Annotated in this window: 23 protein-coding genes and 2 pseudogenes; 12 read left to right on the top strand and 13 right to left on the bottom strand. The window is 75.9% G+C overall.

The window, feature by feature from the left end:
- The first annotated feature begins 69 nt into the window (after positions 1 to 69).
- From AB0G35_RS13750 to AB0G35_RS13765, 4 genes are all read left to right on the top strand, one after another.
- The gene (locus tag AB0G35_RS13750) at positions 70 to 351 is read left to right on the top strand and encodes a helix-turn-helix transcriptional regulator (RefSeq protein ID WP_360948079.1); all 282 of its coding nucleotides are present in this window, start codon (positions 70 to 72) and stop codon (positions 349 to 351) included.
- Positions 341 to 1,015 carry a DNA-binding protein gene (locus tag AB0G35_RS13755; RefSeq protein WP_360948242.1) on the top strand — a complete coding sequence of 225 codons (675 nt, stop codon included), beginning with the start codon at positions 341 to 343 and terminating at the stop codon, positions 1,013 to 1,015. Before AB0G35_RS13750 ends, AB0G35_RS13755 begins: the two co-directional genes overlap by 11 nt.
- Before the next feature lie 11 nt (positions 1,016 to 1,026).
- Entirely contained in the window at positions 1,027 to 1,500 is a 474-nt protein-coding gene (locus tag AB0G35_RS13760; protein WP_360948081.1) for a hypothetical protein, read from the top strand.
- Between the two features lie 143 nt (positions 1,501 to 1,643).
- Entirely contained in the window at positions 1,644 to 2,237 is a 594-nt protein-coding gene (locus AB0G35_RS13765) for a histidine phosphatase family protein (protein WP_360948083.1), read from the top strand.
- 165 nt (positions 2,238 to 2,402) lie between these two features.
- On the opposite strand, the gene AB0G35_RS13770 is transcribed toward AB0G35_RS13765, so the two are convergent.
- Positions 2,403 to 3,881 carry a tetratricopeptide repeat protein gene (locus AB0G35_RS13770; RefSeq protein ID WP_360948085.1) on the bottom strand — a complete coding sequence of 493 codons (1,479 nt, stop codon included), beginning with the start codon at positions 3,879 to 3,881 and terminating at the stop codon, positions 2,403 to 2,405.
- Between the two features lie 246 nt (positions 3,882 to 4,127).
- On the opposite strand from AB0G35_RS13770, the gene AB0G35_RS13775 reads away from it, so the two are divergent.
- Complete coding sequence (locus AB0G35_RS13775) at positions 4,128 to 4,613, top strand: hypothetical protein (RefSeq protein ID WP_360948087.1); 486 nt, start codon at positions 4,128 to 4,130, stop codon at positions 4,611 to 4,613.
- Positions 4,614 to 4,804: 191 nt separating this feature from the next.
- Here AB0G35_RS13775 and AB0G35_RS13780 read toward each other — a convergent pair whose 3' ends face one another.
- A complete protein-coding gene (locus AB0G35_RS13780) occupies positions 4,805 to 6,109 on the bottom strand; it encodes an NAD(P)-binding domain-containing protein (protein WP_360948089.1) in 1,305 nt (434 codons plus the stop codon).
- 529 nt (positions 6,110 to 6,638) lie between these two features.
- Between AB0G35_RS13780 and AB0G35_RS13785 the strand changes: the two genes are divergently transcribed.
- Complete coding sequence (locus AB0G35_RS13785) at positions 6,639 to 7,742, top strand: glycosyl hydrolase (RefSeq protein ID WP_360948244.1); 1,104 nt, start codon at positions 6,639 to 6,641, stop codon at positions 7,740 to 7,742.
- On the opposite strand, the pseudogene AB0G35_RS13790 reads toward AB0G35_RS13785, so the two are convergent.
- From AB0G35_RS13790 to AB0G35_RS13830, 9 genes and pseudogenes are all read right to left on the bottom strand, one after another.
- Positions 7,658 to 8,704: pseudogene (locus tag AB0G35_RS13790) on the bottom strand (GNAT family N-acetyltransferase); the annotation flags it as partial. The gene AB0G35_RS13785 and the pseudogene AB0G35_RS13790 overlap by 85 nt on opposite strands.
- Positions 8,701 to 9,387, bottom strand: coding sequence for a lipopolysaccharide biosynthesis protein (locus AB0G35_RS13795; protein ID WP_360948091.1), 687 nt, complete (start codon positions 9,385 to 9,387; stop codon positions 8,701 to 8,703). The pseudogene AB0G35_RS13790 and the gene AB0G35_RS13795, both read right to left, overlap by 4 nt.
- Before the next feature lie 20 nt (positions 9,388 to 9,407).
- Positions 9,408 to 10,694 carry a glycosyltransferase gene (locus AB0G35_RS13800; RefSeq protein WP_360948093.1) on the bottom strand — a complete coding sequence of 429 codons (1,287 nt, stop codon included), beginning with the start codon at positions 10,692 to 10,694 and terminating at the stop codon, positions 9,408 to 9,410.
- Positions 10,691 to 11,563, bottom strand: a complete 873-nt coding sequence (locus AB0G35_RS13805) for a polysaccharide deacetylase family protein (protein ID WP_360948095.1) — start codon at positions 11,561 to 11,563, stop codon at positions 10,691 to 10,693. The genes AB0G35_RS13800 and AB0G35_RS13805 overlap by 4 nt, the downstream gene beginning before the upstream one ends.
- Positions 11,556 to 13,235 carry a lipid II flippase MurJ gene (locus AB0G35_RS13810; protein WP_360948097.1) on the bottom strand — a complete coding sequence of 560 codons (1,680 nt, stop codon included), beginning with the start codon at positions 13,233 to 13,235 and terminating at the stop codon, positions 11,556 to 11,558. The genes AB0G35_RS13805 and AB0G35_RS13810 overlap by 8 nt, the downstream gene beginning before the upstream one ends.
- Positions 13,178 to 14,557, bottom strand: coding sequence for an O-antigen ligase family protein (locus AB0G35_RS13815; RefSeq protein ID WP_360948099.1), 1,380 nt, complete (start codon positions 14,555 to 14,557; stop codon positions 13,178 to 13,180). The genes AB0G35_RS13810 and AB0G35_RS13815 overlap by 58 nt, the downstream gene beginning before the upstream one ends.
- Positions 14,554 to 16,053, bottom strand: coding sequence for an exopolysaccharide biosynthesis polyprenyl glycosylphosphotransferase (locus AB0G35_RS13820; RefSeq protein WP_360948101.1), 1,500 nt, complete (start codon positions 16,051 to 16,053; stop codon positions 14,554 to 14,556). The genes AB0G35_RS13815 and AB0G35_RS13820 overlap by 4 nt, the downstream gene beginning before the upstream one ends.
- Complete coding sequence (locus tag AB0G35_RS13825) at positions 16,050 to 17,237, bottom strand: glycosyltransferase (protein ID WP_360948103.1); 1,188 nt, start codon at positions 17,235 to 17,237, stop codon at positions 16,050 to 16,052. The genes AB0G35_RS13820 and AB0G35_RS13825 overlap by 4 nt, the downstream gene beginning before the upstream one ends.
- A 78-nt stretch (positions 17,238 to 17,315) precedes the next feature.
- Positions 17,316 to 17,987 (bottom strand): hypothetical protein, encoded by a 672-nt coding sequence (locus AB0G35_RS13830; RefSeq protein ID WP_360948105.1) that lies wholly within the window; start codon positions 17,985 to 17,987, stop codon positions 17,316 to 17,318.
- 245 nt (positions 17,988 to 18,232) lie between these two features.
- Between AB0G35_RS13830 and AB0G35_RS13835 the strand changes: the two genes are divergently transcribed.
- Complete coding sequence (locus AB0G35_RS13835; RefSeq protein WP_360948107.1) at positions 18,233 to 18,586, top strand: chaplin; 354 nt, start codon at positions 18,233 to 18,235, stop codon at positions 18,584 to 18,586.
- Positions 18,587 to 18,757: 171 nt separating this feature from the next.
- Positions 18,758 to 19,618: a fused MFS/spermidine synthase gene (locus AB0G35_RS13840; protein WP_360948109.1), complete on the top strand. Its 861-nt coding sequence runs from the start codon at positions 18,758 to 18,760 to the stop codon at positions 19,616 to 19,618.
- A gap of 31 nt (positions 19,619 to 19,649) precedes the next feature.
- Here AB0G35_RS13840 and AB0G35_RS13845 read toward each other — a convergent pair whose 3' ends face one another.
- The gene (locus tag AB0G35_RS13845; RefSeq protein ID WP_360948111.1) at positions 19,650 to 20,204 is read right to left on the bottom strand and encodes a hypothetical protein; all 555 of its coding nucleotides are present in this window, start codon (positions 20,202 to 20,204) and stop codon (positions 19,650 to 19,652) included.
- Positions 20,205 to 20,322: 118 nt separating this feature from the next.
- Between AB0G35_RS13845 and AB0G35_RS13850 the strand changes: the two genes are divergently transcribed.
- The 3 genes and pseudogenes from AB0G35_RS13850 to AB0G35_RS13860 form a co-directional block, all read left to right on the top strand.
- Positions 20,323 to 21,015, top strand: a complete 693-nt coding sequence (locus AB0G35_RS13850; RefSeq protein WP_360948113.1) for a response regulator transcription factor — start codon at positions 20,323 to 20,325, stop codon at positions 21,013 to 21,015.
- Between the two features lie 13 nt (positions 21,016 to 21,028).
- Positions 21,029 to 22,432, top strand: coding sequence for a HAMP domain-containing sensor histidine kinase (locus tag AB0G35_RS13855; protein WP_360948115.1), 1,404 nt, complete (start codon positions 21,029 to 21,031; stop codon positions 22,430 to 22,432).
- Positions 22,433 to 22,764: 332 nt separating this feature from the next.
- Positions 22,765 to 23,667: pseudogene (locus AB0G35_RS13860) on the top strand (chitinase); the annotation flags it as partial.
- Between the two features lie 92 nt (positions 23,668 to 23,759).
- Here the strand turns inward: AB0G35_RS13860 and AB0G35_RS13865 are convergent.
- Positions 23,760 to 24,698, bottom strand: coding sequence for an AraC family transcriptional regulator (locus AB0G35_RS13865; RefSeq protein WP_360948117.1), 939 nt, complete (start codon positions 24,696 to 24,698; stop codon positions 23,760 to 23,762).
- A gap of 162 nt (positions 24,699 to 24,860) precedes the next feature.
- Here AB0G35_RS13865 and AB0G35_RS13870 point away from each other — a divergent pair, with 162 nt between their 5' ends.
- On the top strand, positions 24,861 to 25,511 hold the full coding sequence (locus AB0G35_RS13870; RefSeq protein WP_360948119.1) for an NAD(P)H-binding protein: 651 nt from the start codon (positions 24,861 to 24,863) through the stop codon (positions 25,509 to 25,511).
- The last annotated feature ends 6 nt before the right edge of the window (positions 25,512 to 25,517 follow it).

Consider the following 25,517-nt stretch of genomic DNA (forward strand, 5'->3'; position numbering starts at 1 on the left):
CGGATATGCGCTGAGCGGGCACCGGTGGGCAGTCGAAGCCGCAAGGACTCGTAGGGTGAGGGGCGTGCCGTGAAGGGGCAGACGGGACCGGTCCGTGACGCATCCAGGGCCGGGGACTACGGGCGGGTCATCGAGCTGGCCCGGACCGAACGACGCATGACGCAGAAGCAACTGGGTGAGTTGCTGGGGCTGTCGCAGTCCGCCGTGTCCCGTCTGGAGAAGCGCGGCACGAGGGCATACAGCACGGGCGTCCTGGCGGCGGCGTCCGCGCAGCTCGGGATTCCGCCGACGTTGGTGGGCCTTGCGGACGGTCGCCCACAAGGACAGTTGGACGGTGACGATGTGTGGTGACTCGGGCAGCGCCCGTACCTGGTACGGCTCGGCCGTCAAGGCCGCCCGCGCGTCCGGTGACCCGCTCCTGGTCGCCTACCAGGCCGGCAGCCTGGCCCAGTTCGAGGCGCATGCCGGGAATGCGGTCCAGGCCCTGAACCTCACCAGGCGGGCGCGGCGGGCCCTCGGGGGAAGGTGTCCGGCCGTGGCCGATGCGTGGCTGTCTTCGATCGAAGCCCTCGCCCATGCGGCGGGAGGTGACCGGCGGAACGCCGACAAGGCCCTGACCGTGAGCCGGGCGGCGGCCGAAGCGCTACCGGAGGAACCGCCCCCGTGGCCATGGGTGTTCGCGTTCGGCCCGGTGAAAGTGGGCGCGTGCCGCATCACCTGTGGCGCCAGGCTCGGCCTTCCCCGATGGGCGGTGTCCGAGGAAGCCGGAGCGCTGGCCACCGGGCACGCGAAACAGCAGGCCCTGTTGGTGCTCGACATCGCCGCGGGCCATCTCGCCGGTGGACGGATCGAGGCCGCGTTCACGCTGGCCTCCCGAGCGCTGGACACCGGCCTCCAGTACCGTTCCGGCCGGATCGTGGAGCGGGCGCGCGCCGTGCGCCGGTGCGTCACCTCGTCCGCGCCACCCAAGGTGGTGCGGGACTTCGATGAGCGCCTGCACGGCGTCTACCTGTAGGAGGGCAGCGGATGCGGGTGGGGATCACCGGGCACCGCGGGCTCAGTGCGGAGGTCGAGCAGCAGGTGAGGGCGCTCCTCGCCGAGGCGGTGAGCGCGTACGACCCGGTGGAGCTGGTTGCGGTCTCGTGCATCGCGGACGGCCCGGACGCCTGGTTCGCGGAGGCTGCGTTGGAGCACGGGGGGCAACTGGAGGTGGTCGTACCGGCCACGGGCTACCGTGCGGGACTGCCCGGGTGGCATCACCCCGTCTACGACGACCTGATGCGCCGTGCGGCCGGTGTCCACGAAACCGGCCTCGTCACCTCCGATGCCGCCGCGCACATGGCGGGCAGCGAGGCACTGGTGGGACTGGCCGACGAGCTGCTGGCCGTCTGGGACGGACAGCCTGCGCGGGGTTACGGGGGCACGGCGGACGTCGTCGCCCACGCCCACCGGACGGGGACTCCCGTGCGGGTGCTGTGGCCACGGGGTGCCACCCGCTGATCGGTCTGACGGGCCTGTCGCAGGGGCGGGGGTGGGTTCGGACAAAACGCCCCCGTAGGCGATGATGGAAAGCCCGCGGTCAATGCCGCCCGCGCCGAAAGATGATGAGTGAGTGGCCGAGCGATCGGCGAAAGGTGCGACCCATGGCAGCGCGCATAATCCTGGCCCGGCACGGGAAGACCGAATGGTCCGTTTCCGGCAGGCACACCGGCCGTACGGACATCCCGCTGCTGGACGAGGGCCGGCGCGGCGCGAAGCTCCTCGGGGAGCGGCTGCACCACGCCCCCTGGGACGGCCTGCCGGACGTCGAGGTCCGTACGAGCCCCCTGGTGCGCGCGAAGGAGACCTGCGAGCTGGCCGGTTTCGGTGCCCGGGCGCAGGAGTGGGACGCGCTGATGGAGTTCGACTACGGCGCGTACGAGGGGCTGACGCCCGCGCAGATCAAGGCGGGCCGGCCGGGGTGGCTGATCTGGCGGGACGGCGTGCCCGAGGGCGAGACGCTGGCCGAGGTCTCCGCACGGGCGGACGAGGTCGTCGACTGGGCGCGGTCGGCCGACCGGGACGTGCTGGTCTTCGCGCACGGGCACATCCTGCGCGCCCTCGGGGCCCGCTGGCTGGGCCTGGACATCTCGTTCGGCGCCCGCATCCGGCTGGAGCCGACGTCCCTGTCGGTGCTCGGCTGGGCCTACGGGGAACCGGCGATCGAGCGCTGGAACGACACGGGCCATCTGGGCTGACGGGCTCCGGCCGACACGGGCCATCCGGGCTGACGGGCTCCGGCCGTCCGAAGCCCGCCCCGGCCGTCCGAAGCCCGCCCCCGGCCGCCGGGACCGCCCCCGGCGGAGTGTGGGTGCCGGCCACGACGACCCGGTGCCGCCGGGGCCGAGCGATCCCTCCGCCCGTTACCCCGCCGCGCCCTCCGCCCGCACCGCATCACCCGCATCACCCGCCCCCGCCCCCGCCGCGGCGTGCCGGGGGAGGGAGTCGTGCCGCGACAGGAAGTCGGCGACAGGGGGGAGGGCGTGGTGGGGGCGGAGGGTGTGGGCGGTGGTGAGGAGGAGGGTGCGGATGCGGGCGGAGCGGACCCGGTCGAGGAGGGCCAGGACGCGCAGGCCGGCCGCGGCGGCCTCCTCGGGGGCGCCGTCGGCGGCGAGGTCGGCGGCCAGTTCGGCGGTGAACAGCGCGATGTTGCGGGTGAAGTGCGGGTCCTGGAGGGCCACCGCGCGGTGCGCGTGCTCGGCGGCGCGGCCGGCGTCGCCGAGGGCCGACCAGCACTGCGCCGTGAGGCCCGCCAGTTCGGCCTCGCCGTAGAACGTCATCCACTCGGGGTCGCCGTCCCGCGGCCCGGCGGCGAACAGCCGCTCGGCCCGGGCCAGTGCCTGCTCGCAGCCGGAACGATCGGCCAGCCCCGCCCAGCCGCCCGCCTCGCGCAGCGCCAGCAGGGACAGCAGCCGCGGCGAGGCGAGGTGCTTGGCGGCCTGCTGTCCGGCCTGTGCGGCGCGCACCGCCTCGCGCGGGCGGCCGGCGTCGCGGGCGAGGAAGGCGGTGTTGCAGAACGCGTGCGCCTCCAGGGCGGCGTCACCGCAGACCCGGGCGGTGGCCAGCGCCTCGGCGTAGTGCGAGCGGGCGTCGTCGAAGCGGCCGGAGTCGTGGGCCAGCCAGCCGACGCTGATGGCGAGTTCACCGGCGCCGGTGTGCAGCCGGTCGGCGACCGAACGGTGCCGGACATCGGCCTCCAGCAGGTCGTAGGCGGCGCGCAGCGGCTGGGTGGCGCGGTGGTAGATGCCCTCCGCGCCGTGCCGGTCGTCCAGCAGCCGGATGTGCCGGACGGCCTGTTCGACGGCGGTGGCCTCGGCCGCACCGGCGCGGCCGCCGGCCGGTGGGCGCGGCGGGGGCACCCGGTCGGATGCGGCGGCGGCAGCGGCCTCGATGGGGAGCAGGGCGGCGAAGCCCAGGGCTGCCGCCGGGCCGCCGGTGATGAACGCGCGACGCAGCACGTCGCTCTCCTCGCAGATCTGGATACGGGTATCGCGGTGGTCGGGGTCGGTTGCCAGGGGCGCGGCGCTGACCGCCGCCGTACGCGCCCCCCGTCCGCGTACCGCCTCGCGCGGCGCGAAGCCCATGTCGGGCAGCGACAGCCCGGGGAACATGTGCCGGAACACCCGTTCGTAGGCGTAGTTCGGACACCGGATCTCCCCGGACTCGACGCGCCCCACATAGCGGGCGTCGCACGAGACCTGCTCACCGATCTCACGGGCGGACCGTCGGACCGCCGCCGCGAACTCGCCCGGGGACAGCCGGCCGCGCAGCTGTCGGAAGGCGGTGTTCGGACGGGCGGGTACGGTACGGGACGACGCTGATCGTGCTGGTGGCGACGCCATGGCGGACCCTCTCCGTGCCCTCTCCGTGCCATCTGTGTGGCGATTGCCGCCTCCTGGCGGTGCGGCGGGACGACCGTACCGGCTGTGATGGCGGATATACGCACAGTTTGGCTACAAACCGGATATCTCACGCGTGATCTGCCATGAACTGCCATCCTTTGCAGCGTTACGCCGCCGTAGCTGTTGACACGCCTGGCCGTTGAATGCGGTGTAAAGGGACTGCGGCTGCAGGAGGAGGGGTTTTCCGTGTGGGAGACCGGCGTGAGCAGGGGCGGCAACGGGTCCGCGGGCCGGGCCGGCGGCCGGCGGAGGCAGGTCGTGCCGGGCGGGGCGCCCGCCGTTCCGGTGCAGCCCTGCGACCTCGTGCAGCCCTGTGACCTCGTGACGGTGCCCGCCCGGCAGGGGCTGGAGGCCGTGGACATCCTGCGGCTGCGGGACGGCGTGGGCCCGGTGCTGCACGACGGGGCCTGCGACACCCTCGGCTTCCTCGTACCGGCGGGCACGGCCGCGGGCTGGGACGTGCCGGGCAGCGCCTGCACCCAGACCTATGGCCGGGGGATCGTGCTCGGCGCCGCGGGCGGTGACGGTGTGTCGGCCGAGCCGCCGGTGAGCGGGACCGGCTGGCTGGTGCCGCCGGAGGGTGCGGGGGCGGCCGCAACGGATCCGGTCGTGCTGCGGGCGGCGCTCGGGGAGGCGGCACGGACGATCGCGGCGGTCGACCGCTGCCAGTGACCCCCCTGGGGCACCAGGGATGAGCGACGGACAGGGGCCGCCCGGTTGCCGGGCGGCCCCTTCGGCGTGCCGAGGTGCCGAGGTGCCTACGTGCGTACGTACGTGTCTGCGTGCCGAGGTGCCTGCGTACGTACGTGTCTGCGTGCCGATGTGCGAGGTGTCGATGGGGTGGGCCGGGTGGGCGGGCCTGCCTAGACGGCGGGCTCGTCGGCCGGGGCGTCCGGGACCGGGCCGGCCGCGGGGGCGGCCGGGGCGGTGGCTCCGGCCGGGCGGGGGATGGTGGCGGTGCTCGCCTGCCGGTCGCCGAGCCTGCGCCGGACGCCGCGGACCACCCGTGCCGCGGTGAAGGCCGCGCCGTGGACGAAGCGCATCGACGGGCCGAAGGTCGGCGCGGTCAGCAGCCCGGCGAAGAACAGACCGGGCCAGGAGGACTCGAACCAGGCGCTCAGTTCGGGGGCGCGGCTGCCGCCGGCCGTCCGCAGGGTGGTGCGCACCCGGGGGTGGAGCAGCCGCAGCCGCCCCAGGTCAGGGGTGAAGCCGGTGGCGGCCACCACATGGTGGGTGTCGAGGGTTTCGGTACTCCCCTCCGTATGGGTGAGATGGAGCCGCACGCCGTCGCCGTGCGGGACCGCGGCCCGGACCCGGTGGTGGAGGAGGAGTGGTACGGCGGATTCGAAGCGCTCGCGCAGCCACCAGGCGCCGGCCGGGCCCAGCGCGGTCTCGCCGATCCGTACCCGGGCCGTCAACGGCAACCGGCGTACCGCCCACGGGAGTTGGGACCACGCCCAGTTCGGCCAGCCGGTGCCGAGGGCGCTGTGCGGGGCGCGCAGGGCGCGCAGCCGGCCGCGGTCGAGGGGCCGCGGCGGGGTGTGCCAGCGCAGCCGGTCGGCACGGGCGACGACGTGGGTGCGGGCGCCTTGTTCGGCGAGCAGGGTCGCGGTCTCCAGGGCGCTCTGGCCGGAGCCGATGACGGTGACGTGCCGGCCGGTGAAGCGGGACAGGTCCCGGTGGTCGGTGCTGTGCGAGGCGAGGTCGGCGGGGAGGTCGAGCAGCGGCCAGGGACGGTGGGCGAACGGCGGCAGGCCGACGGCGAGGACGACGGTGCGGGCCGCGATCAGCTCGCCGGTGTCGGTCGCCACCTGGAAGCCGGCGTCGCCGTCCGGGCGGACCGCGGTGACGGTGGTCTCGTCGATCTGCGGTACGGCCCGTGCGGCGAACCATCTGCCGTACGCGGTGAAGGTGTCGAGGGGCAGCGGGACGCCGTGCTCGGCGGTCAGGTCGTGGGCGGCGCAGTAGTCGGCCAGGGTGTGGCCACCGGTGGGGGAGGAGAGGCTGGAGGCCCAGGGCTCGGACTTGAGGAACAGGCCGGCGGGCATGTGGTCGCGCCACGAGGCCATCGGCCGGCCCAGGACCCGCAGCCGCAGTCCGGCCGCCCCCGCGTGTGCGGCGATCGAGAGTCCGTAGGGGCCGGCGCCCACCACCACGAGGTCGTACATGGGTGTCTTCCTGTTCTTTCCGGTTGCTGGTCGTCGGCTGTCGGTCGTCGGCTGTCGGTCGTCGTCGGTCGTCGTCGGGCGTGCACTGCTGTGCGGGGCGGAACCGTGCGGTGCGGTGCGGAACCGTGCGGTGCGGTGTCTCGGGGCTGTGGGGCGGCGCCGGGGGCATGGCGCGGAGTCCTTCGCTTCGCTGGCCCTTCGCTGGGCCTTCGTTGGACTTTGCTGGACCTTCGGTGACTTCGCTGGTCTTCGATGGGCCGTGTAGGGGACCGAGGGGCGCCAATGGGCTAGCGGAATGCGTTCCGGCGCGGTGTCCGGGCTATCTCCTTGGTGCCGTCCGGGACGCGTCCCGAACGGCCGTCATGTGTCAGCGCACCGGACCGCGGAGGTCCGCGGAGGAGCCACCGGAGGCACCATGTCCCAGCGCATCCGGTGGAGGGCGGCAGCCACCGCGGCCGGGGCGCTGCTGACGTGCCTGCTGGCCGCCGTCCCTGTGGTGTCCGCGACCGACCCGCCGGCCCCGCCTCCGATGCCGCTGGGGGCGTTCCTCGGTTCCGACGCACAGGGCGTACGGCGGATGACGGCGCTCCGGCAGTGGCTCGGCGGCACCGACGTCCGGGTGGGCCACACCTACCTGCCCGGCAACAACTGGTCGGACATCGAGGGCGACCCGGCGTTCCTGTGGCCGTGGGCGGTCTGGCGGCACGGGGCGCCCGGCCGGCTGTTCGTGCTGAACGTGCCGATGACGGCGCCCGACGAGGCGCGGCTGCCGGACGCCGAGGTGCGCCGGCTGCTCGGCACGGCCGCGGCGGGCGGCTTCGACGGGCACTTCCGCACCCTCGCCCGGCGCCTGGTCGGCACCGGGTTGCCGGACACGGTGATCACCCTGGGGTGGGAGATGAACGGCATCACCTACACCCACCGCTGTGCGCCCGACCCCGGGGCGTGGAAGGCGTACTGGCGGCGGATCGTGGGGGTGATGCGGTCGGTGCCGGGGCAGCGGTTCCGGTTCGACTTCGCGCCGAGCCGGGGGCGGGACGCGATCGGCTGGACCCTGTGTTACCCGGGCGACGACGTCGTGGACGTCATCGGCATGGACTCCTACGACCAGCCGGCCGGGGAGACCTTCGACGCGATGGTCCGCGAACCGTACGGACTGCAGGCCCAGGTGGACTTCGCGGCCGCGCACCGCAAGCAGATCTCGTACCCGGAATGGGGCCTGTTCCGCAACGGCGACAACCCCGTCTTCGTGACCCGCATGCTGGACTGGATGGCGCGGCACCCGCCGCTCTACCAGACGATCACCGACTACTGCCCGCACGGCGTGTGGCAGTGCCGGGACAACCCGCGCGCCGCAGAGGCGTACCGGCAGGTGCTGTACGGCGTGCCGGACGCGGCCGGGACCGCCGGGACGCCGACGGTCCCGGCGCGGCCCGGCGGCCGAGCGGCGGTTCGGGGAGGTCATGGCCGGCCGGCACCCCTCGCGCGGACGGCGCCCCGCCGGGTCCGCCGGCCGCGCAGCGCGGACAGCCGCTCGCGGGCCAGTCCGGCGGCCCTCGCCCGGCCGGTGATCTGCGCCGCGTACAGCCCGAGGGCGGGCGCCTGCCCGCGCCGGGCCAGCAGCAGCCGCTGATTGGTCACCGGCACCGGCCGCCAGTGCAGTTTGTACGGCTCGGTGCCGCGCAGCAGGCTCAGCGCGCCGCGGCCGGTGTCCGCCACGTGACGTGCGTCGTGGCGCATCAGCATCGCGGTGATGTCGACCTTCCGGTCGCGGAGTTCGGGGTCGGCGCCGTAGAGGTAGCCGCCGGCCAGGTCGGCGGAGAGGAGAAGGAGGTCGGCGGCCATCACCCGGCCGTCCAGCCGGTACTCGGTCAGTACGGCGTCGCCGCTGCCGACCATCTCCCGGGTGGCGCGCGCCAGATGGGCGGCGAACCGGGGCCGCAGGTGTTCCGGGGTCACGCCCCGGCCCTGCCACTGCAGGCCGTGCAGCCGCAGCATGGTGCGCACCGAGGAGGGCACGTCGCCGGCCGGGACGATGCGTTCCTCGATGCCCAGCGCGTCGAGCTTGCGGAGCTTGGCGCGGACCCGGCGGGCCCGGGGGCCGGTCAGCCGGCCCAGCAGGTCGTCCATCGGCACCCCGGGCAGTTCGAGGGTGACCGAGTCGTCGAGCCGGCGGCGCGGGCCCGGCCAGGCCGCGTACAGGTGCTCGGCGGCGGCGCCCGGCCGCACCTCGCGCAGGTCCACCAGTGCGCCGCGGGCCGCCCGGTGCACCCCGGCGGCGAGTTCCGCGGCCGCCGGGCCGGGGCAGGAATCGTCCAGCAGGACGTCGGAGAAGTCCGAGAGGGAGCCGCCGAGCGGCACCATCACGGGCAGCGGACGGTAGGCCAGCATCAGCGGCGCCGCCGCCACCAGCCGCCCGCCGCGGTGCACCAGCACGATCCGCAGCCGCCCCGGCGTCCCGTACGACAGCCACCACGAGTGCAGCCAGGAGTGGCTCTGGAACGGGGTGGCCGCCCGGCAACGGCGGTGCAGCGCCCGCCAGTCCGCGGCCAGCGCGGCGAAGGCGGCCGGGTCGCGGCAGAGCGTCGTGGTCATCGCACGGCGTCCTCGGCGGCCGGTACGGCGCCCGCCTCGACCGCGGCGTGCGCCGGGGCCGGGACCGGTCCGCCGGCCCGTACGGCGGGGCGCCGGTCGCGCGGCCGGACCAGCAGCACCAGCCCGCCCAGCAGTCCGCCCGCCGAGCCGCCCACCGCGGCCGACAGCGGTGCGGACGGCGAGACCGGGCCGTCCGGGGCCGAGGCGCGGGCCAGGACCAGCAGGTGGGCGCCGGTGCGGGGGGCGGTGCGGTTGCCGGTCCTGGCCAGCGAGCGGGTCACCGCGTCGGCGAGGCCGGCGGAGGCGGCCGGGGTGTGCGCGGTGCCGGTGATTTCGATCATCGGGGCGTCCGGCGAGGTCGCCGCCCGGATGCCGCCGCGCAGCGCGCCGAGCGGCAGACCGGAGTCCCGGTGCGCGTCGGCCAGCACCGCGCCGCTGGTGGCGATCCGGCCGTACGCCTGGGCGAAGCCGAGGGCGGCGGCCGGGTCGGTGCCCTTGCCGGGCACCACGACGACGTAACCGGTCGCGGCGTACCGCGGCGGTTCGACCTCCTGGTAGACCGCGCCGCCGGCCGCGCCGAGCAGGGCGCACAGCGGTACCGGCCACCAGCGGGGCAGCCGGCGCAACCGGGCCCGCAGCCGGCGCGGCGCGCTCCGCGGCCGGCCGGCGGGGGCTTGGTTCACGGTCCCGTGCACGGCGCCGCCTACCGGTTGGTGAGCGTGGACGGGGCGGGTGCCGGGGACGGGTCCGGCAGGGAGACCACCCCGGAGGGGTGACCCGCCGCGGCCGGTGCCGGTGCGGCGGCGCGCCACCGTGCCGCGGCGGTGGCCAGGGCCTCCTCGTACACGGACATCAGGGCCTCGGCGCTGCGGGCGATGTCGTAGCGGCGCACCACCGGCGGGACCGGCAGCCGGCCGGGCCCCTGCCGCCTCAACTCCCTCAGCGCGGTGGCGAGTTCGTGGACGCCGGGGCTGAAGCGGCGGGCGCCGGGGGCCTGGTCCTCGGGCAGTTCGTCGACCGCCGGGCAGCTGCCGTACAGGACGTGCAGCCCGGACGCCAGTGCCTCCAGGACGGCCAGGCCGAACGCCTCCTCGGGGGAGGGGGAGACGAAGACGTCGATGGCGGAGAGCAGCCCGGGGATGTCCGGCCCGGCCTCGGGCGGTGCGGCGGCGCCGCCGGTGCGGGCCCAGGCGTCGGCCCGGCCCGCGGCCAGCGCGCCGAACGCCCCGTCCCGGGCGCCCAGGAGGTGGATCCGGTCACCGGAGCCGAACTGCTCGGCCATCCGCCGCAGCATCTCCCGCTCCGGCCCCTCGCCGGCCAGCAGCAGGTGTACGCCCGGGAGTTGGGTCACCGCCCGGACCAGGACGTCGAACCGCTTGCCGGGCACCAGCCGGCCCACCCCGCCGACCACGAACGCGTCCACCGGCAGCCCGAGGCGGGTGCGGACCAGCGCCCGGGCGGCCGGATCGAAGGAGAAGCGGTGCGCCTCGATGCCGTTGGGGACGACGTGGATGCGCTCGCCGGGTACGCCCCAGCGGCGCAGGCGGGCGGCGACGGTGTCCGAGACCGCGACCGTCGCCGAGCCCAGCCGCTCGGTGGCCCGGTACAGCGTGCGCACGCCGCGGGTGAGCCGGCGGCCCTCGATGACCGCGTCGCCGAGGGAGTGCTCGGTGGCGACCACCGCCCGGACCCCGGCCAGCCGGGCGGCGATCCGGCCGTAGACGCAGGCCCGGTAGAGGTGGGTGTGGACCAGGTCGTGGCCGCCGGCGCGGATCAGCCGGGCCAGCCGGGGTACGGCGGTCAGATCGCGGTTGCCGGTCATGCCGAGGTGGGTGACGGGGGTGCCGTCGGCCTCGATGCCGGCGGCGACCGGGCCGGGGTCGGTCAGGGTGACGACCTCGCACGCGGCGGGCAGCCGGCGCAGCATCAGCCGCAGCTGCTGCTCGGCGCCGCCCACGTCGAGGCCGGTGATGACGTGCAGGACTTTCACCGGGGGCCTCCAGAAGTAGCGGTAGCGGCCGGGGATTGCGGATGGCCGAGCCCGGACTGCGTCGCGGGCCCGGGGAACGGGGTCTCGTCGGGGGGCAGGGGGCGGCGGCGCAGCGGGTGCAGGGCCCGCTTGAGGGAGAGCCGCCAGGGGGTGTCGGCGGCGCCGATGTGCACCCGGGGCAGGGCGTGCCGGCCGGTGAGCGGGCCGGGGTCGAGGGCGCAGGCGTAGCCGTAGCCGGCCGTGCGCACCGCCGCGACGGCCCGGGCGTCGACCCCGCCGTACGGGTAGCAGAAGCCTTCCGGGGCGCGGCCGGTGAGCTCGGCGAGGCGGGTGCGGCTGACCGCGGTCTCCCGCTCCCGGGTGACCGGGTCGGCGGTGGTCAGGTCCTGGTGCAGCAGCCCGTGCGAGCCGACCTCCATCCCGGCGGCGGCGACCGCGCGGATCCCGTCCTCGGTCAGCAGCGGTTTGCGCGGGCCCTTCGGGTCCCAGGAGTTGAGCCCGCCGGCCCGGCCGGGCAGTACGAACACCGTGGCGGTGCAGTCGTGGCGGCGCAGCAGCGGAAGCGCGTGGGTGAGGACGTCGGCGTAGCCGTCGTCGAAGGTCAGCCCGACCAGGCCGGCGCCGCGCCCGGCGGCCCGGGCGCGCAGCAGCTCGCCGACCGCCACCCCGCGCAGCCCGCGGTCGCGCAGCCAGCGCAGCTGACGGTCCAGCAGGCCGGGGGAGACGGTGATCCGGTACGGGTCGTCCGCCCGGCCGGCGGTGTCGGTGACCGAGTGGTACAGCAGGATCCAGGGCGGGCCGCCGCGGCGGGCGGCGGTGCGGCCGGGGGGCGGCGGGGCGGGGGTGCGCTGCGGCGGCGGTTCAGGCATGGGCGAGCTTTCCTTTGACGACGACGAGCAGATGCCGGACCTCGGGGGCCCGAACGGCGAGGGCGGCGCCGGCGAACACGGCCGGCACCAGCAGCGCACCGGCCGCCGCGCCGAGCAGCGGGTCGGCGGGCAGCGCGGCGAGCGGGCCGCCCACCGCGACCGCCGCGGCCGCGGCGACGGCCAGCCGGCCCAGCCCGGCGGCGATCTCGCGCACCGGGACGGCGACGGCCCGGGTGCCGAGTCCGTGCAGCAGCAGGACGGCAGTGGTGGTGATGCCCGCGGCGTTGGCGGCCGCGAGGCCGGGCGCGCCCCACCAGCGGACCGCGGGCAGCCCGGCCCCGGCGGTGACCAGCAGCCCTGCGGCCATCGCACCGGCCGGGTACCAGGTGGGCCGCCCGGCCGCGAAGAACGGCCGGATCAGCGCCCCGGCCAGGCAGTGGCCGAGCAGCCCGAGCGCGTACACCCGCATCACGGCGGCGGTCGCGGCGGTGTCGGCGGCGGTGAACGCCCCGCGTTCGAAGAGGACGCCGATGATCTGCGGGGCGCAGGCGGCCACGTACGCGGCGCCCGGCAGCACCACCAGCCCCGCCAGCGACAGGTCCCTGGCGACCCGGCGCCCGGCCCGGTCGGCCTCCCCGTCGGCGACCGCCCGGGCCACGACCGGGAAGGTGACGGTGCAGACCATCAGCGACAGCACCATCGGCAGCTGCGCGACCTTCTGGGCGTAGTTGAGGTGCGAGATGGCGCCGGCCGGCAGGGCGGAGGCGAGGAACCGCTCGATGAGCACCTGTGCCTGCCGGCCGGCGGCGAAACAGACGACCGGCGCCAGCAGCCCGGCCACCGGCAGCGCCACCGTCGCCCGGGCGGCCGGCCGGCCCCGCCGCCGCGGCGGCAACACCCGTACCCATGCCGGGAGTTGGACGGCCACCATCAGTGCCCCGCCGAGCGCGACCCCGGCCGCGGCGGCCCGCACTCCCCAGTGCGCGTGCAGCGCCAGCATCGTGCCGATGACGGCGAGGTTGTACGCCACGTAGATCGCGGCGGGCGCGGCGAAGCTGCGGTGGGCGCGCAGCGCGGCGCTGAGGTAGCCGGCGACGCCGAAGGTGAGGACGGTCAGCGCGGTCAGCCGGGTGCAGTCGACCGCCGTGGCCGGATCGGCGAGCCCCGGCGCCAGCAGCCGCACGAGCAGCGGGGCGCCGGCCGCGAGCAGCGCGGACCCGCAGGCCAGCGCGGCGGACAGCCGGGGGAGGGTGGCGCCGAGCAGGGCCCGTACCGGGTCAAGGCCGCGCTGTCGCAGCCCGGGGTCCGTGCCCCGTGCGGCCAGCGCCCGGCTGAACGCGGGCACCAGCAGCAGCGCCATGGCGTCCTCGATCAGCAGCGTGGCCGCCAGCTCCGGCACCGTCCAGGCCACCAGGAACGCGTCGGTGGCGCCGCCCGCGCCGAACAGCCGGGCCAGGGTCTGGTCGCGCAGCAGACCGCACAGTGCACCGGCGGCGGTCAGTCCGGCGGTGAGCGCGGCGGCCCTCGCCAGGAAGCGGCCGAGCGGGGCGGGCGCCCCGGGCGCACCGGGCCCGGCCGGGGCACCGCCCCGGCGTACGTCGGCGGGGGCCCCGGTCACCGCGCCGCCGTCCCGCCGCCCGGCACCGGCCACCGGCCGGGCGCCAGTGCCCACCGGCCGACCAGGCCCAGCGCCACCGCGGTCAGCACCGTCGACGGGCCGCCGATGTCGGCGGAGAGGAAGTCGACGGCCTGCCAGATCAGCAGCCCGGTCGCGACCAGGCCGCAGTCCGTGGCCCGCCGGGCGCGCCGGGCCGCGCCCAGCCGCCGCACCCCGCACACCAGCAGCACCGCCCAGCCGCCCACCAGCACGCTCGCCCCGATCAGGCCCTGCTCGGCGAGCGCCAGCAGATACATGTTGTGCGGCGAGAGCAGCGGCTCGCGGCGGAAGGCGACCCCGGCGCCCGCCGTGTCGCCGCCCGACGACAGGCCGAGCGGGGCGTGGCCGTCCCGCTCGGCGGGGAACTGCTTGAGCCCGGCGCCGGTCAGCGGGTGGTCGCGCCAGGTGCCGGCCGCGGCGGCCCAGAGCGCGTAGCGGTCGGTGACCGAGCGGTCGGGGGCGTCGGAGACCGCGCCGATGCTGGCGAGCCGTTCGCCGAGCAGATCGGAACCCGCCCCGGCCCCGCCGGCCAGCACCACCGCCACGGCGGCCGGCACGGCCAGCGCCGGGACGGCGATCCGGGCGCCGGCCCCCAGCACGACGGCCGCGCCGGCCACCGCGGTGGCGATCCACGCGCCCCGGCCGAACGACACCGCGAGCGGCACGGTCAGCACCGCCGCGCAGGTCAGGGCGGCCGGCCGCTGCCAGCGCGGCGCCCCGGGGCCGGGCGCCAGGCCCAGGGCGAGCGCCGCCGTCAGGCCGTAACCGACGGCGGTGGCCATCCCCGTGACGTCCAGCGGCCCGAAGGTGCCGACGGCCCGCACCTCGCGCCCCATATAAGAGGCACCGGTCGCGGTCAGGTACTGGTGCACGCCGATCGCGCCCTGCACCAGGGCGAGCAGCACCAGGGCACCGGCCAGCACCCGGAAGTCCCGGGCGTCCCGCAGCGTCAGCAGCAGCGCGCCCGGCACGAGGACGAAGATCTGCAGATGGCGGACGAGACCGGGCAGGCTCGCGGCCGGGTCGGCGGAGGTGACGGTGGCCAGCGCGAGCGCGGCCACCGGCGCACCCAGGACCAGTGCGGCGGTCCGGCCCAGCGGCCGGGGGCGGTGCCGCAGCAGCCGCAGGCCGCAGACGACCACCAGCACCGCGGAGGCGGCGTCGGCCGGGGTGACGGTGCCGGCGGCGGTGGCCTCGGCGGCGTCGGCGGGGGCGCACAGCAGCAGGACCGTCGCCAGCGCGGGCAGCAGCGGCGCGCCGTGCCGGGCCAGTGCCCGGGCCCGGTCCGCGGCGCACCACGGCCCGGCCGGGACGGAAGCCGCCGCACCCGCGCTCATCCGCGTCCCCGCCGCAGCAGCGCGCCGGCGGTGCGCAGCAGGATCCGCAGGTCCTGCCCCGGCGACCAGCTGTCGATGTAGAGGTTGTCGAAGCGGGCCCGGTCCTCGATGGAGGTGTCGCCGCGCAGCCCGTGCACCTGCGCGAGCCCGGTCATCCCGGGGGGCATCCGGTGCCGGGCCGCGTACTCGGGGTACTGCCGGCCGAACCGCGCCACGAAGAAGGGGCGTTCCGGGCGCGGCCCGACCAGGCTCATGTCGCCGCGCAGCACGTTCCACAGCTGCGGCAGCTCGTCCAGCGCGGTGCGCCGCAGCAGCCGGCCGACCCGGCTCGTCCGGCCGTCGTCGTCCGGCACCGTCCAGCTGGTCGCCGCGTCGTGGTCGGCGTCCGGGCGCAGGGTACGGAACTTCAGCAGGGTGAAGGGGCGTCCGCCGCGGCCGATGCGCTCCTGGCGGAAGAGCACGCCGGGCCCGTCGGCGAGCCGTACCGCCAGCGCACAGCCCAGCAGCAGCGGGGCCGCGGCCAGCAGCACCGGCCCGGCGAGGACCAGGTCCAGGGCCCGCTTCCGCCAGCCGCCGGGCCGCGGCGGGGTGGTGTCCAGCGGGCGGCAGGCGAACCCCCACAGGTGGTCGGTGCCCGGTTCCGGCGGCCGGCCCTCCCGGCCCGCAGCGGCGCCGGCCAGCCAGATTGCCGAGCCCTGGTCGACGAAGCGGCGCAGCAGCGCGGCGGTGTGCGGATCGCCGTACGGCGGCACGGTGAACACCGCGTCCCGGACGGTGTTGCTGATGACCGACCGGGTGATGTCCTGGAAGGAGGTCAGCCGGGGCAGCGCACGGGCCGCACCGCCCGTGGGCACCTCGGCCGGGCCGGGCACCACCGGGGCCGGCGGGACCAGCCCGACCGGGCGCATGCCGTACTCGGGGTGGGCCAGCAGCGCGGCGGCCAGCTGCCGGGCGGCCGGATCGGGGCCGACGATCAGGGCGGCGCGCGGCCGGCGGCGGCCCAGGTTGCGGCGGGCTCGGTAGACCATGGACCGGCCGCCGCACACCAGGAGGGAGTGCGTGCCCACCGTGACCGCCAGCGTGGCGAGCGGCAGCGCCTGCCCGGGCGCGACGGCGGCGAGCAGTCCGGCCGCGCCGCACCAGCACACCAGGGCCCGGCCGAGCAGCGCGGGCAGTTCCTGGAGCACGTCCGGGGCCGGACCGGGGCGGTAGAGCCCGCCCTGGACGTGGAGCAGCAACAACGCCGGTACGAGGGCGCCGAGCACCGCCGGCCGGATGCCGGCGCCCAGGGCCGACGGTGCCGCGGCCACGACGGCGAGCGCGTCCACGGCCACCAGCCAGGCCACCCTCCGCCGCCGGCCGCGGCCGGACCGGGGCGGGGGCAGCGGCTGCCACTGCGGACCGCGCGGCGGGCGGATGGCGGGTGCCGCCGGGCGGGCCGCCGCGGACGGTCGGACCCGGGCGGAGGGGTGCGCGTCCGCGCTCTCGGTCGTCATCGTCCGCTCCGCTCCCCGCGCTCCGGGCCGGCCGCCCCGAGCAGTTCGCGGTACAGCGTCAGGACCGCGGCCGCGGTGCGCCGTACGTCACCGGTCGCCCGGGTGTGCGCCAGGGCGCGGGCGCCGAGCTCGGTGCGCAGCGGAGGCCGGGTCAGCAGTCCGCGCAGCGCCTGCGCGAGCGCGACGGGGTCGCCGGGCGGCACCAGGCAGTGCGGTGCCGCACCCGGCGGCAGGGCCTCCCGGGCGCCGCCGACGTCGGTGACCACGACGGGCCGGCCGCAGGCCATCGCCTCCAGCGGGGCCAGCGCCATGCCCTCCCAGCGCGACGGCAGGACGGCCAGATCGGCCGCCCGGTACCAGGGGACGGTGTCCTCGGCGGCGCCCGCGAACCGCACACCGGCCGGCGCCCCGGCCCGCAGCCGCGCACGGTCGGGGCCGTCACCGATCAGCACCAGCACGGCGTCCGGGACGGCGGTGCGCACCGCCGGCCAGGCCCGCAGCAGCGTCCGCTGGTCCTTCTGCGGGCACAGCCGCCCCACGCACACCACCAGCGGGGCGTCCGGCGCGAGCCCGGCGAGGGCGGGCAGCGAGCGGCGCAGCGCGTGGCGGGCCGCTCGATCGTCGTACGCGGGGGAGCAGCGGTGCAGGTCCACGCCGTTGCGGACCACCGCCCACCGGCCGGGGACGCCCGCCGTTTCCCCGCGCCGCCGCTCCTCCTCGCTCACGCACAGCACCCGGTGCGCCCAGCGCGCCGCGTACCGCTCCCAGCCGACCGTCAGCCGCGCCGCGGGCCCGCCGAGCGCCTCGAAGGACCAGGCGTGCGGCTGGTGGACCGTGGGGATCCGGCCCCGGACGGCCAGCCGGGCGGCCAGCCCGGCCTTGGCGCTGTGCGTGTGGACGAGGTCCGGGCACAGCCGCCGGACCAGCCGGGCCAGCCGGCCGGTCTCGCCGGGCAGCGCCGGGCCCGGGGCGCGGCGGGCCGGCCAGGGGACCACCTCGGCGCCCGCCGCCGCGGCGTCGCGGAGCAGCGCGCCGCCGGGCGGTGCCGCCACCACGGTCCGCAGGCCGGCGGCGACCTGGGCACGGGCCAGGTCGGCGACGACCCGGGCCACCCCGCCGTCGACGGGCTGGGAAACGTGGAGGACCGTCGGCCGCTCACCGGACCTCAGCTCTTGCGCCGCCACGCACCGCTCCCCTGAATCACCGGGCCGGCAGAACTCTTTGCCGGCGGAACTCGCCGTGGAATTCCCGCAGCGCGCCGCTCAGCGCCGGGTATCGGTCTGGACGAAGAGCGTGCCGAGCGGATATCCCGGCCGATGCGCGGAGAAGCGGAAAGTGAGCCGGTCGCCGCCGTACCGCAGGGCGGGCCGGAGGGCGTATGCACCGGAATCCGGGCCGAGGGTATTGCCAGGGGCCGGCCGCCGCGCGGATTCCCGGCAGAATTCGGTGACGGTCGAGTCCTTCACGTCATTCGCCGGAACGGCGGAGTCGTGCAGCGCATACGGCCGGTGCCGGCGGACCGGTACGGGGAGCCGGCCGGGGCCGCCGCCCCGGTCGCCGCCGTGGGCCACCACGCCTGCCCGGCCGCCGGGACGCGCCGGCGTCCGCAGGTCCGTGCGCCGCACACGGCTGTCCGGGCCGGAGCCGACGTCGGTGTACGCCCTCCGGTGCCGGCCGTGGGCCCCGGCGCCGTCCTTCTGGGCCGCGGCGTGCTCTCGGGCCGCGCCGCGGGGCCGCGCCGCGCAGGTGAGCGAGGAGTCGGCGGCCCGCGCGCGGCCGCTGCGCCGGGCCACGCGGAAGCGCTGGGCGAGAGGAATGCGTGCGGATTCCCCGGGGGAGGCCGGCGCGGGCGCCGAAGACAGGGCGGCCGGCAATGCCCATGCCGCCGGCGCGCATACGAGGCCGCGCGCGGTGCGGTCCATCGACTTCCGCATGTCTTCCTCTCCGACTTCTATCAGTCAAACAGGAGAGCACTCTGACAGAAATCATGTTGGAAACCGCGGCTGGCACGCCCGGTTCGGAACCGGCGATCCCGAACGGCGGAATGCCGCACTGAAATGGCGGAGCGATCTTTATGCCAATAGGGTTAACCCGCCCCGGTAGGGGTGGACGCCCGCATCTCTGACGTATTTCGTTCGTTGTGACCGGTGCCCCATTCGCGAACTGAAAGGAGAATGGGATGAAGCGGTTTATCAAGACCGCCGCAGTGGCCACGGCCAGCGGCGCGCTGGTGGTCAGCGGTGCAGGGCTCGCATCCGCCAGCGGGGACGGCCACAACGGCCACAACGGCCGTCACGGCCACCACCGCCACCACCACCGTGGCTACGACCACTACAGCCACCACGGCTTCGCCTACGGCCACCACGGCGGTGCCAACGCATACGGCGTCGCCGCGCACTCCCCGGGCATTCTGAGCGGCAACAACGTCCAGGTGCCGATCAACATCCCGATCAACATCTGCGGCAACAGCCTCAACATTGCCGCGCTGCTGAACCCGGCGTTCGGGAACAAGTGCGCCAACATCGGTAACTGACAGGTGACCCGGCCGCCGGTCCGTACGGACCTCGGACCGGCCCGGGTCGTGGCGTAGTCGGCGGACCTCCCCTGACTCCGGTCTCGGGTGGTCCGCCACTCCATCCTCTCCACCGTCCGCCCCGCCCGACCTGCGTCGGAGTCCTCGGGGGCACCGGCGATACTTGAGCGCATGGCGAAGAGCAGGCGCGGGCGCGGCGGCGTGGAGACCGTCACCGAGACGGTGGACGGCGGGCTCGCCGAGCTGCGGCCCGACCGGGACCGGCCGCACGGCTGGACCCTGCTCCTCGACGGCGCCCCGCAGTCCCACGTGGACCTCGCCGACCCGCGGCGCCTGGACTTCTCGTACCAGCGGCGGCTCGGCCACGTCGTCGATCTCGCCGGACCGCCCGGACAGCCGCTGCGCGTCGTCCACCTCGGGGGCGGTGCGCTGACCCTCGCCCGCTACGTCGCCGCGACCCGGCCGCGCTCCACCCAGCAGGCCGTGGAGATCGACACCCCCCTGGTGGAGTTCGTCCGCCGGCAGCTGCCGTGGGACCGCACCTGGCGGATACGGATACGCGGCGGTGATGCCCGCGCGGGCCTGGCGAAGGTCCCGGACGGCTGGGCCGACCTGGTCATCGCCGACGTCTTCCGCGGTGCCCGCACCCCGGCGCACCTGACCAGCACCGAGTTCGTCGCGGACGTCCGCCGTGCGCTGCGGCCCGGCGGCCACTACGCGGCCAACCTCGCCGACGGCCCGCCGCTTTCGTTCCTGCGCGGCCAGATCGCCACCGTCCACACGGTCTTCCCCGAGCTCTGCCTGATCGCCGACCCCGCGGTACTGCGCGGCAAGCGCTTCGGCAACGCCGTCCTGCTGGCCGCCGACACCGCCCTCCCGGTCGCCGAGCTGACCCGCCGCGCGGCCACCGACCCGCAGACCGGACGGGTCGAACACGGCAGGGCGCTGGCCGACTTCACCGGCGGCGCGGCACCGGTCACCGACGCCACCGCCGTCGCCTCACCGGCCCCGCCGGCCGGCACCTTCACCTGAAGGCCCGCGGGGGCGTGCGGGCCGCCGCCCGTCAGGTCGCGCTGTTGCTGATCTGCACCATCGGCGGATGGCCGTTCCAGGTGCAGAACACCGAGGTGTGCCCGCCACCGCCGGTGAAGTCCACCCGGATCCACCCCTGCTGCTTCCACACCTGCATCTCCCAGCCCGGGTTCGGCGTCGCCGACACCAACTCGCCCGAGGAACCGCCCAGATCGAAGACCACCCGGCCGCCGGAGGGGGCGTAGCTCCTGATCCGGCCGCCGGAGGTGGCGCCGCCGCCCGGCGCCGTGGTGGGCGGGCGCTTCGCACGGGTGCCACCGGTGTGCGAGGGGGCGGCGGACGGGCCGGTGGCGGACGGCCGGGGCGCCGGGGCGGACGGCTTGGGGCGGTGCGTGGAGGAGGCCTGGGGCGTCCCGCCGCCGTCGGCCTGCGCCTCCGAGGAGGCCACCTGGTCGGAAAGGGGCAGCGCGCGCGGCGCGTCGTACGCGGTGCCGGACAGCACGGTGTGCACGCCGAACCACGACAGTGTGACCGCGGCGCCGGTCGCCAGCGTCCAGGCCGCCGCGTGAACCAGTCCTCGTTGCATCCGGCTCATACTGCACCACCGGACACCCCCGTCGCAGCCCGCGAGAGCGGACGGCACGCACTGCTTGGGCGTCAACCTCCGGTAAGGAACGTCCTCCTGATGGCGTACGGTGCCGCCCATGGCACGTGTGCTCGTGGTCGAGGACGACCAGTTCGTACGCTCGGCCCTCATCCGGCATCTGACCGAGGCGGCCCATACGGTACGCAGCGTCGGGACCGCCCTGGAGGCGCTGCGCGAGGTGGCGCAGGTCGGGTTCGACGTGGTCATCCTCGACCTCGGACTGCCCGATCTGGACGGCGGCGAGGCGCTGAAGATGCTGCGCGGCATCACCGACGTCCCCGTGATCATCGCCACAGCCCGGGACGACGAGGCCGACATCGTGCGGCTGTTGAACGACGGCGCCGACGACTACCTCACCAAACCGTTCTCCGTCGAGCACCTCTCGGCGCGGATGGCGGCCGTCCTGCGCCGCTCCCGGGCCGGAGCGGCCGGCGCGGAACCCCCCTCACGGGTGATACGGGTCGGCGGGCTGTCCATCGACCCGCTGCGCCGTCAGGCCGAACTCGACGGCGCCCCCCTCGACCTGACCCGCCGGGAGTTCGACCTGCTGGCGTTCCTCGCCGGCCGGCCCGGCGTCGTCGTCGCCCGCAAGGAACTGCTCGCCGAGGTCTGGCAGCAGTCCTACGGCGACGACCAGACCATCGACGTCCATCTGTCCTGGCTGCGCCGCAAACTGGGCGAAACCGCGGCCAAACCCCGTTACCTGCACACTCTTCGGGGTGTCGGCGTGAAGCTGGAGCCACCGCGGTGAAGGGCGGCGCGCTGTGAGATGGGCCCTGGTCAAGGTGGCGCTGGCGGTCACCACGATGGTCGTGGTCGCGTTCGCCGTGCCCCTCGGACTCGTCGTCAAGGAGATGGCCAGCGACCGCGCCTACGGAAGCGCCGAGCGGCAGGCCGCCACGATCGGCCCGGTGCTCGCCATCACCACCGACCGCACCCAGCTGGAACGGGCCGTGGCCAGCGCCGAGACCGGCGCCGGCGGCCGCATCGGGGTCCACGTCCCGGCGAGCGGCAAGAACGGCAGACCCGCCGAGATCGGCACCCGGCGCGCCGCCCCCGCGGACGTGGCCGCCGCCGCCAAGCTCGGCCGCGCCTCCATCTCCCCGGTCCCCGGCGGCACTTCGCTGCTCCAGCCGACCGCGGTGGCCTCCGGCATCGCGGTCGTCGAGGTGTTCGTCCCGGACGATGCGCTCACCAACGGCGTCACCACCTCCTGGGCCGTGCTGGCCGGCGTCGGCCTGGCACTGGTCATCGGCTCGGTCGCGGTCGCCGACCGGCTCGGCACCCGCATGGTGCGGCCCGCCGAACGGCTCGCCGGCGCCGCCCACGACCTCGGCCAGGGCCAGCTCGGCGTCCGCGTCCAGGAGGACGGCCCCAAGGAACTGCGGGCCGCGGCCACCGCCTTCAACTCCATGGCCGACCAGGTCGTCCAACTGCTCGCCAACGAACGCGAACTGGCCGCCGACCTCTCGCACCGGCTGCGCACCCCGCTCACCGTCCTCCGGCTCAACGCCGCCTCCCTCGGCGATTCCCAAGCCGCCGAACAGACCCGCTCCGCCGTCGCCCAACTGGAGCGCGAGGTCGACCAGATCATCCGCACCGCCCGCGAGCAGAAGGCGCACACCCAGCAGGCGGCGGCCGCGGTCGGCTGCGACGCCGCCGAGGTGATCCGCGAGCGGATGGCCTTCTGGTCCGCGCTCGCCGAGGACGAGGGACGCACCGCCCGGGTCGCCGGCGCCGACCGCCCGGTCCGCGTCCCGGTCGCCCGCCCCGACCTCGCCGCCGCGCTCGACGCGATGCTCGGCAACGTCTTCCGGCACACCCCCGAGGGCACCGCCCTCGCCGTCGACGTCCACCACGCCGAGGACGCGGTGATCGTGCTGGTCTCGGACGCCGGCCCGGGCATCGCCGACCCCGAGGCGGCGCTGCGCCGCGGCCACGGCGGCGGAGGGGAAGGCTCCACCGGGCTGGGCCTGGACATCGTGCGCCGGCTGGCCGAGTCCACCGGCGGCGACGTGCGCATCGGCCGCTCCGTCCTGGGCGGCACCGAGGTACGTGTCTGGCTGGCCCTGGACGGCCGCCGCGGCCCGCACGGCACCCGCCGCGGCCGCCGGCTGCGCCGCACGCTGCGCACCGGCGGCCGGCGGGCCGCCCGCGCCGGTTCCTGAACGCCCGTCACGGGGCATAGGCCGGTGGTCTTAACCACCGCCTTCCGCTTCCTTAAGGCCGCCATAATTCCACCAACGTCCGTACGGATCCCGGCATTTGTCCGTTTCGCTGTCGCTAGCGTGCGGGGCACACCGACTTCCCCCGGTGCACCCCCCAGCCATCCCCCCCACGTGACGACAGGCAGGACGAGATGAGTTCCTCCGCACACCGCCGGCGCAAGAGCCGCACCACCAAGCTGATCCTCACCGGCACCGCCGCCGCGGTCGCGGCCGGCGGCGCGTTCGCCGTCGCCGGCTCCGCGCTCGCCACCAAGGCCCCGCGCACCCCGAGCACCAAGGCCGCGGCCGGCTTCGCCCCGTACGTCGACACCTCCCTCTTCCCCGCCTACGACCTGGCCGGCACCGCCCAGAAGACCGGCGTGAAGAACTTCAACCTCGCCTTCATCACCTCCGGCGGCGGCTGCACCCCGAAGTGGGGCGGCGCGGTGGACCTCGGCAACGACCCGGTGGCCAAGCAGATACCCGCACTGCGCAAGGCCGGCGGCGACGTCCGGGTCTCCTTCGGCGGCGCCAACGGCTCCGAGCTCGGCGTCGCCTGCGCCTCGGCCGACCAGCTGGCCGCCGCGTACGGCAAGGTCATCGACCGGTTCAAGCTCACCCGGGTCGACTTCGACATCGAGGGCGGTGCGCTGCCCGACACGGCCGCCAACACCCGCCGTGCGCAGGCCGTCGCGCGCCTCCAGAAGAGCCACCCGGGCCTGGACGTCTCCTTCACCCTGCCGGTCATGCCCGAGGGCCTCACCCAGGACGGCGTGAACCTGGTCGCCGACGCCAAGAAGAACGGTGTGAAGATCTCCGCCGTCAACATCATGGCGATGGACTACGGCTCCTCCTACAGCGGCGACATGGGCACCTACGCCACCCAGGCCGCCACCGCCACCCAGGGCCAGCTCAAGAAGGCCCTCGGCCTGAGCGACGCGGCCGCCTGGAAGACCGTCGCGGTGACCCCGATGATCGGTGTCAACGACGTCCAGACCGAGGTCTTCAAGGTCGACGACGCCACCCAGCTGGTGAAGTTCGCCAAGAGCAAGCACCTGGGCTGGCTGTCGATGTGGTCCGCGACCCGCGACAAGGCCTGCGAGGGCGGCGCGTCGAACTCCGCCCAGCCGACCTGCAGCTCCATCGAACAGGGCCCGCTGGCCTTCACCAAGGCCTTCGGCGCCTACACCGGCTGACCCCCACCGGCGGTCCGGCCCCTCGACCGACCAGGACCACCGTTCCTGAGGGGTGTCTCCTGATCCCGCCGGGCTGACGGAGGAGACACCCCTCAGGCGGGGCGCAGCGGGCCTCCCCCCACCCGCTGCGCCCCGCCCCGTACCGCGTCCCGGAAGGCGATCGGGGTACGGCCCGTCCGGCGCTGGAAGAACTTGCTGAAGTTCGTGGCGTCGGCGAAGCCCAGCCGGCCGGCGATCCGGGCCGCGGACTGGTCGCCGTGCGCCAGCAGCCGCTTGGCCTCCAGCACCACCCGCCGGTCGATGAACTCCTTCGCCCCGACCCCGGCGGTGGCCTCGGTGGCCCGGGACAGGGTGCGCGGCGCGTACCCCAGCGCACGGGCGTAGTCGGCGACCCGCCGGCTGCGGGTGAACCCCCGCTCCACCGCGTCCCGGAACCGCAGATACGTCTCGCCCGCCGGGCAGCTCCCCGCACCGTCCCCGGCCGCCCCGTCCGGGTGCGCGGCCCGCAGCACCAGTACGGCCAGCAGATGCCGCAGCACCTCCCGATGGACCTCCAGCGGCAGCCCGCCCAGCGCCCCGAACTCCTGGTGCAGCTGGTCCATCGCCTCCGCCACCCGGCCCGCCGCCGCCCCCCGCGGATGCCGTACGGGCGGCCCGTACCAGTCCTCGATCCGGGCCGCGGCCGCGGTCGCCGGATCCAGGAAGCCCGCCTCGAAGAGCACCAGCCGCCCCTCCGCGCCCGTGAGATCGCCGAAGTGCTGCACCTGCCCGGGGCGCGACCACAGCAGATCGCCCGGGGCCAGCACGTGCTCGCGGAAGTCGACGCTGTGCACCAGCCGGCCGCGGTCGAGCAGCAGCAGGTGGTGGAAGCCGGGCCGGTGGGGGGTGGACAGCTGACAGGCGTCCGCCCGCTCCCGCAGCTCGGCGAGGGTCAGCACCTCCACGCCCGACGGCCGTCCGGCCGGCGCGGAGAACGCCACCTCCCGGATCTCCGGAACCGGCTCCCCGCCCCCCTGTCGTTTTCTGACCATCTCCGGTCCCTCCGCTACCCCGGAAACCCCGGCTGATGGCCCTAGCGTAGAAGACGTCAGCCAGACCGCTGACGGAAAGAGGCAGTCCGGCCGCACGTCGGACCCACCACGCCCCGTACGACCGGCGCACCCCGGTCCCACCGCACAGCTGGGAGATCCACCATGTCCACGATCGCTCTCTACGGCGCCACCGGCACGATCGGCAGCCGCATCCTCGACGAGGCGCTGCGGCGCGGTCACCAGGTCACCGCGGTCGTCCGCGATCCGGCGAAGCTCACCACGAGCCACCCGGCCCTGACCGTGACCACCGGGGACGTCCTCGACCCGGCCTCCGTCGCCGCGGTCGCCGAGGGCAAGGACGTCGTGGTCAGCGCGGTCGGCGGCGGCGACGGCCCGGGCCACCTCGCCACCATCAAGCCCGCCGCCGCATCCCTCGTCGCCGGGCTGCGCACCCTCGGCGCGGCGGCGCCCCGGCTGATCGCGGTCGGCGGCGCCGGCTCGCTCCGCACGCCCGACGGCAAGCAGGTCTGGGACGCCGAGGGCCTGCCGGAGTTCCTGCTCCAGATCATGCACGCGCACGGCGACGCGCTGGACCTCTACCGCTCGGTCTCCGACGTCCGCTGGACCAACCTCAGCCCGGCCGCCACCATCGCCCCCGGCGAGCGCACCGGCACCTACCGCACCGCCACCGACGACCTGATCACCGATGCGGAGGGCACCAGCCGGATCTCCGCCGAGGACTACGCGGTCGCCCTCGTCGACGAGATCGAGCGGCCCCGGCACGTCGGCGAGCGCTTCACCGTCGGCTACTGAGCGGCC

The organism is Streptomyces sp. NPDC021749 (genome assembly GCF_040640655.1).
Taxonomy (GTDB): Bacteria; Actinomycetota; Actinomycetes; order Streptomycetales; family Streptomycetaceae; genus Streptomyces.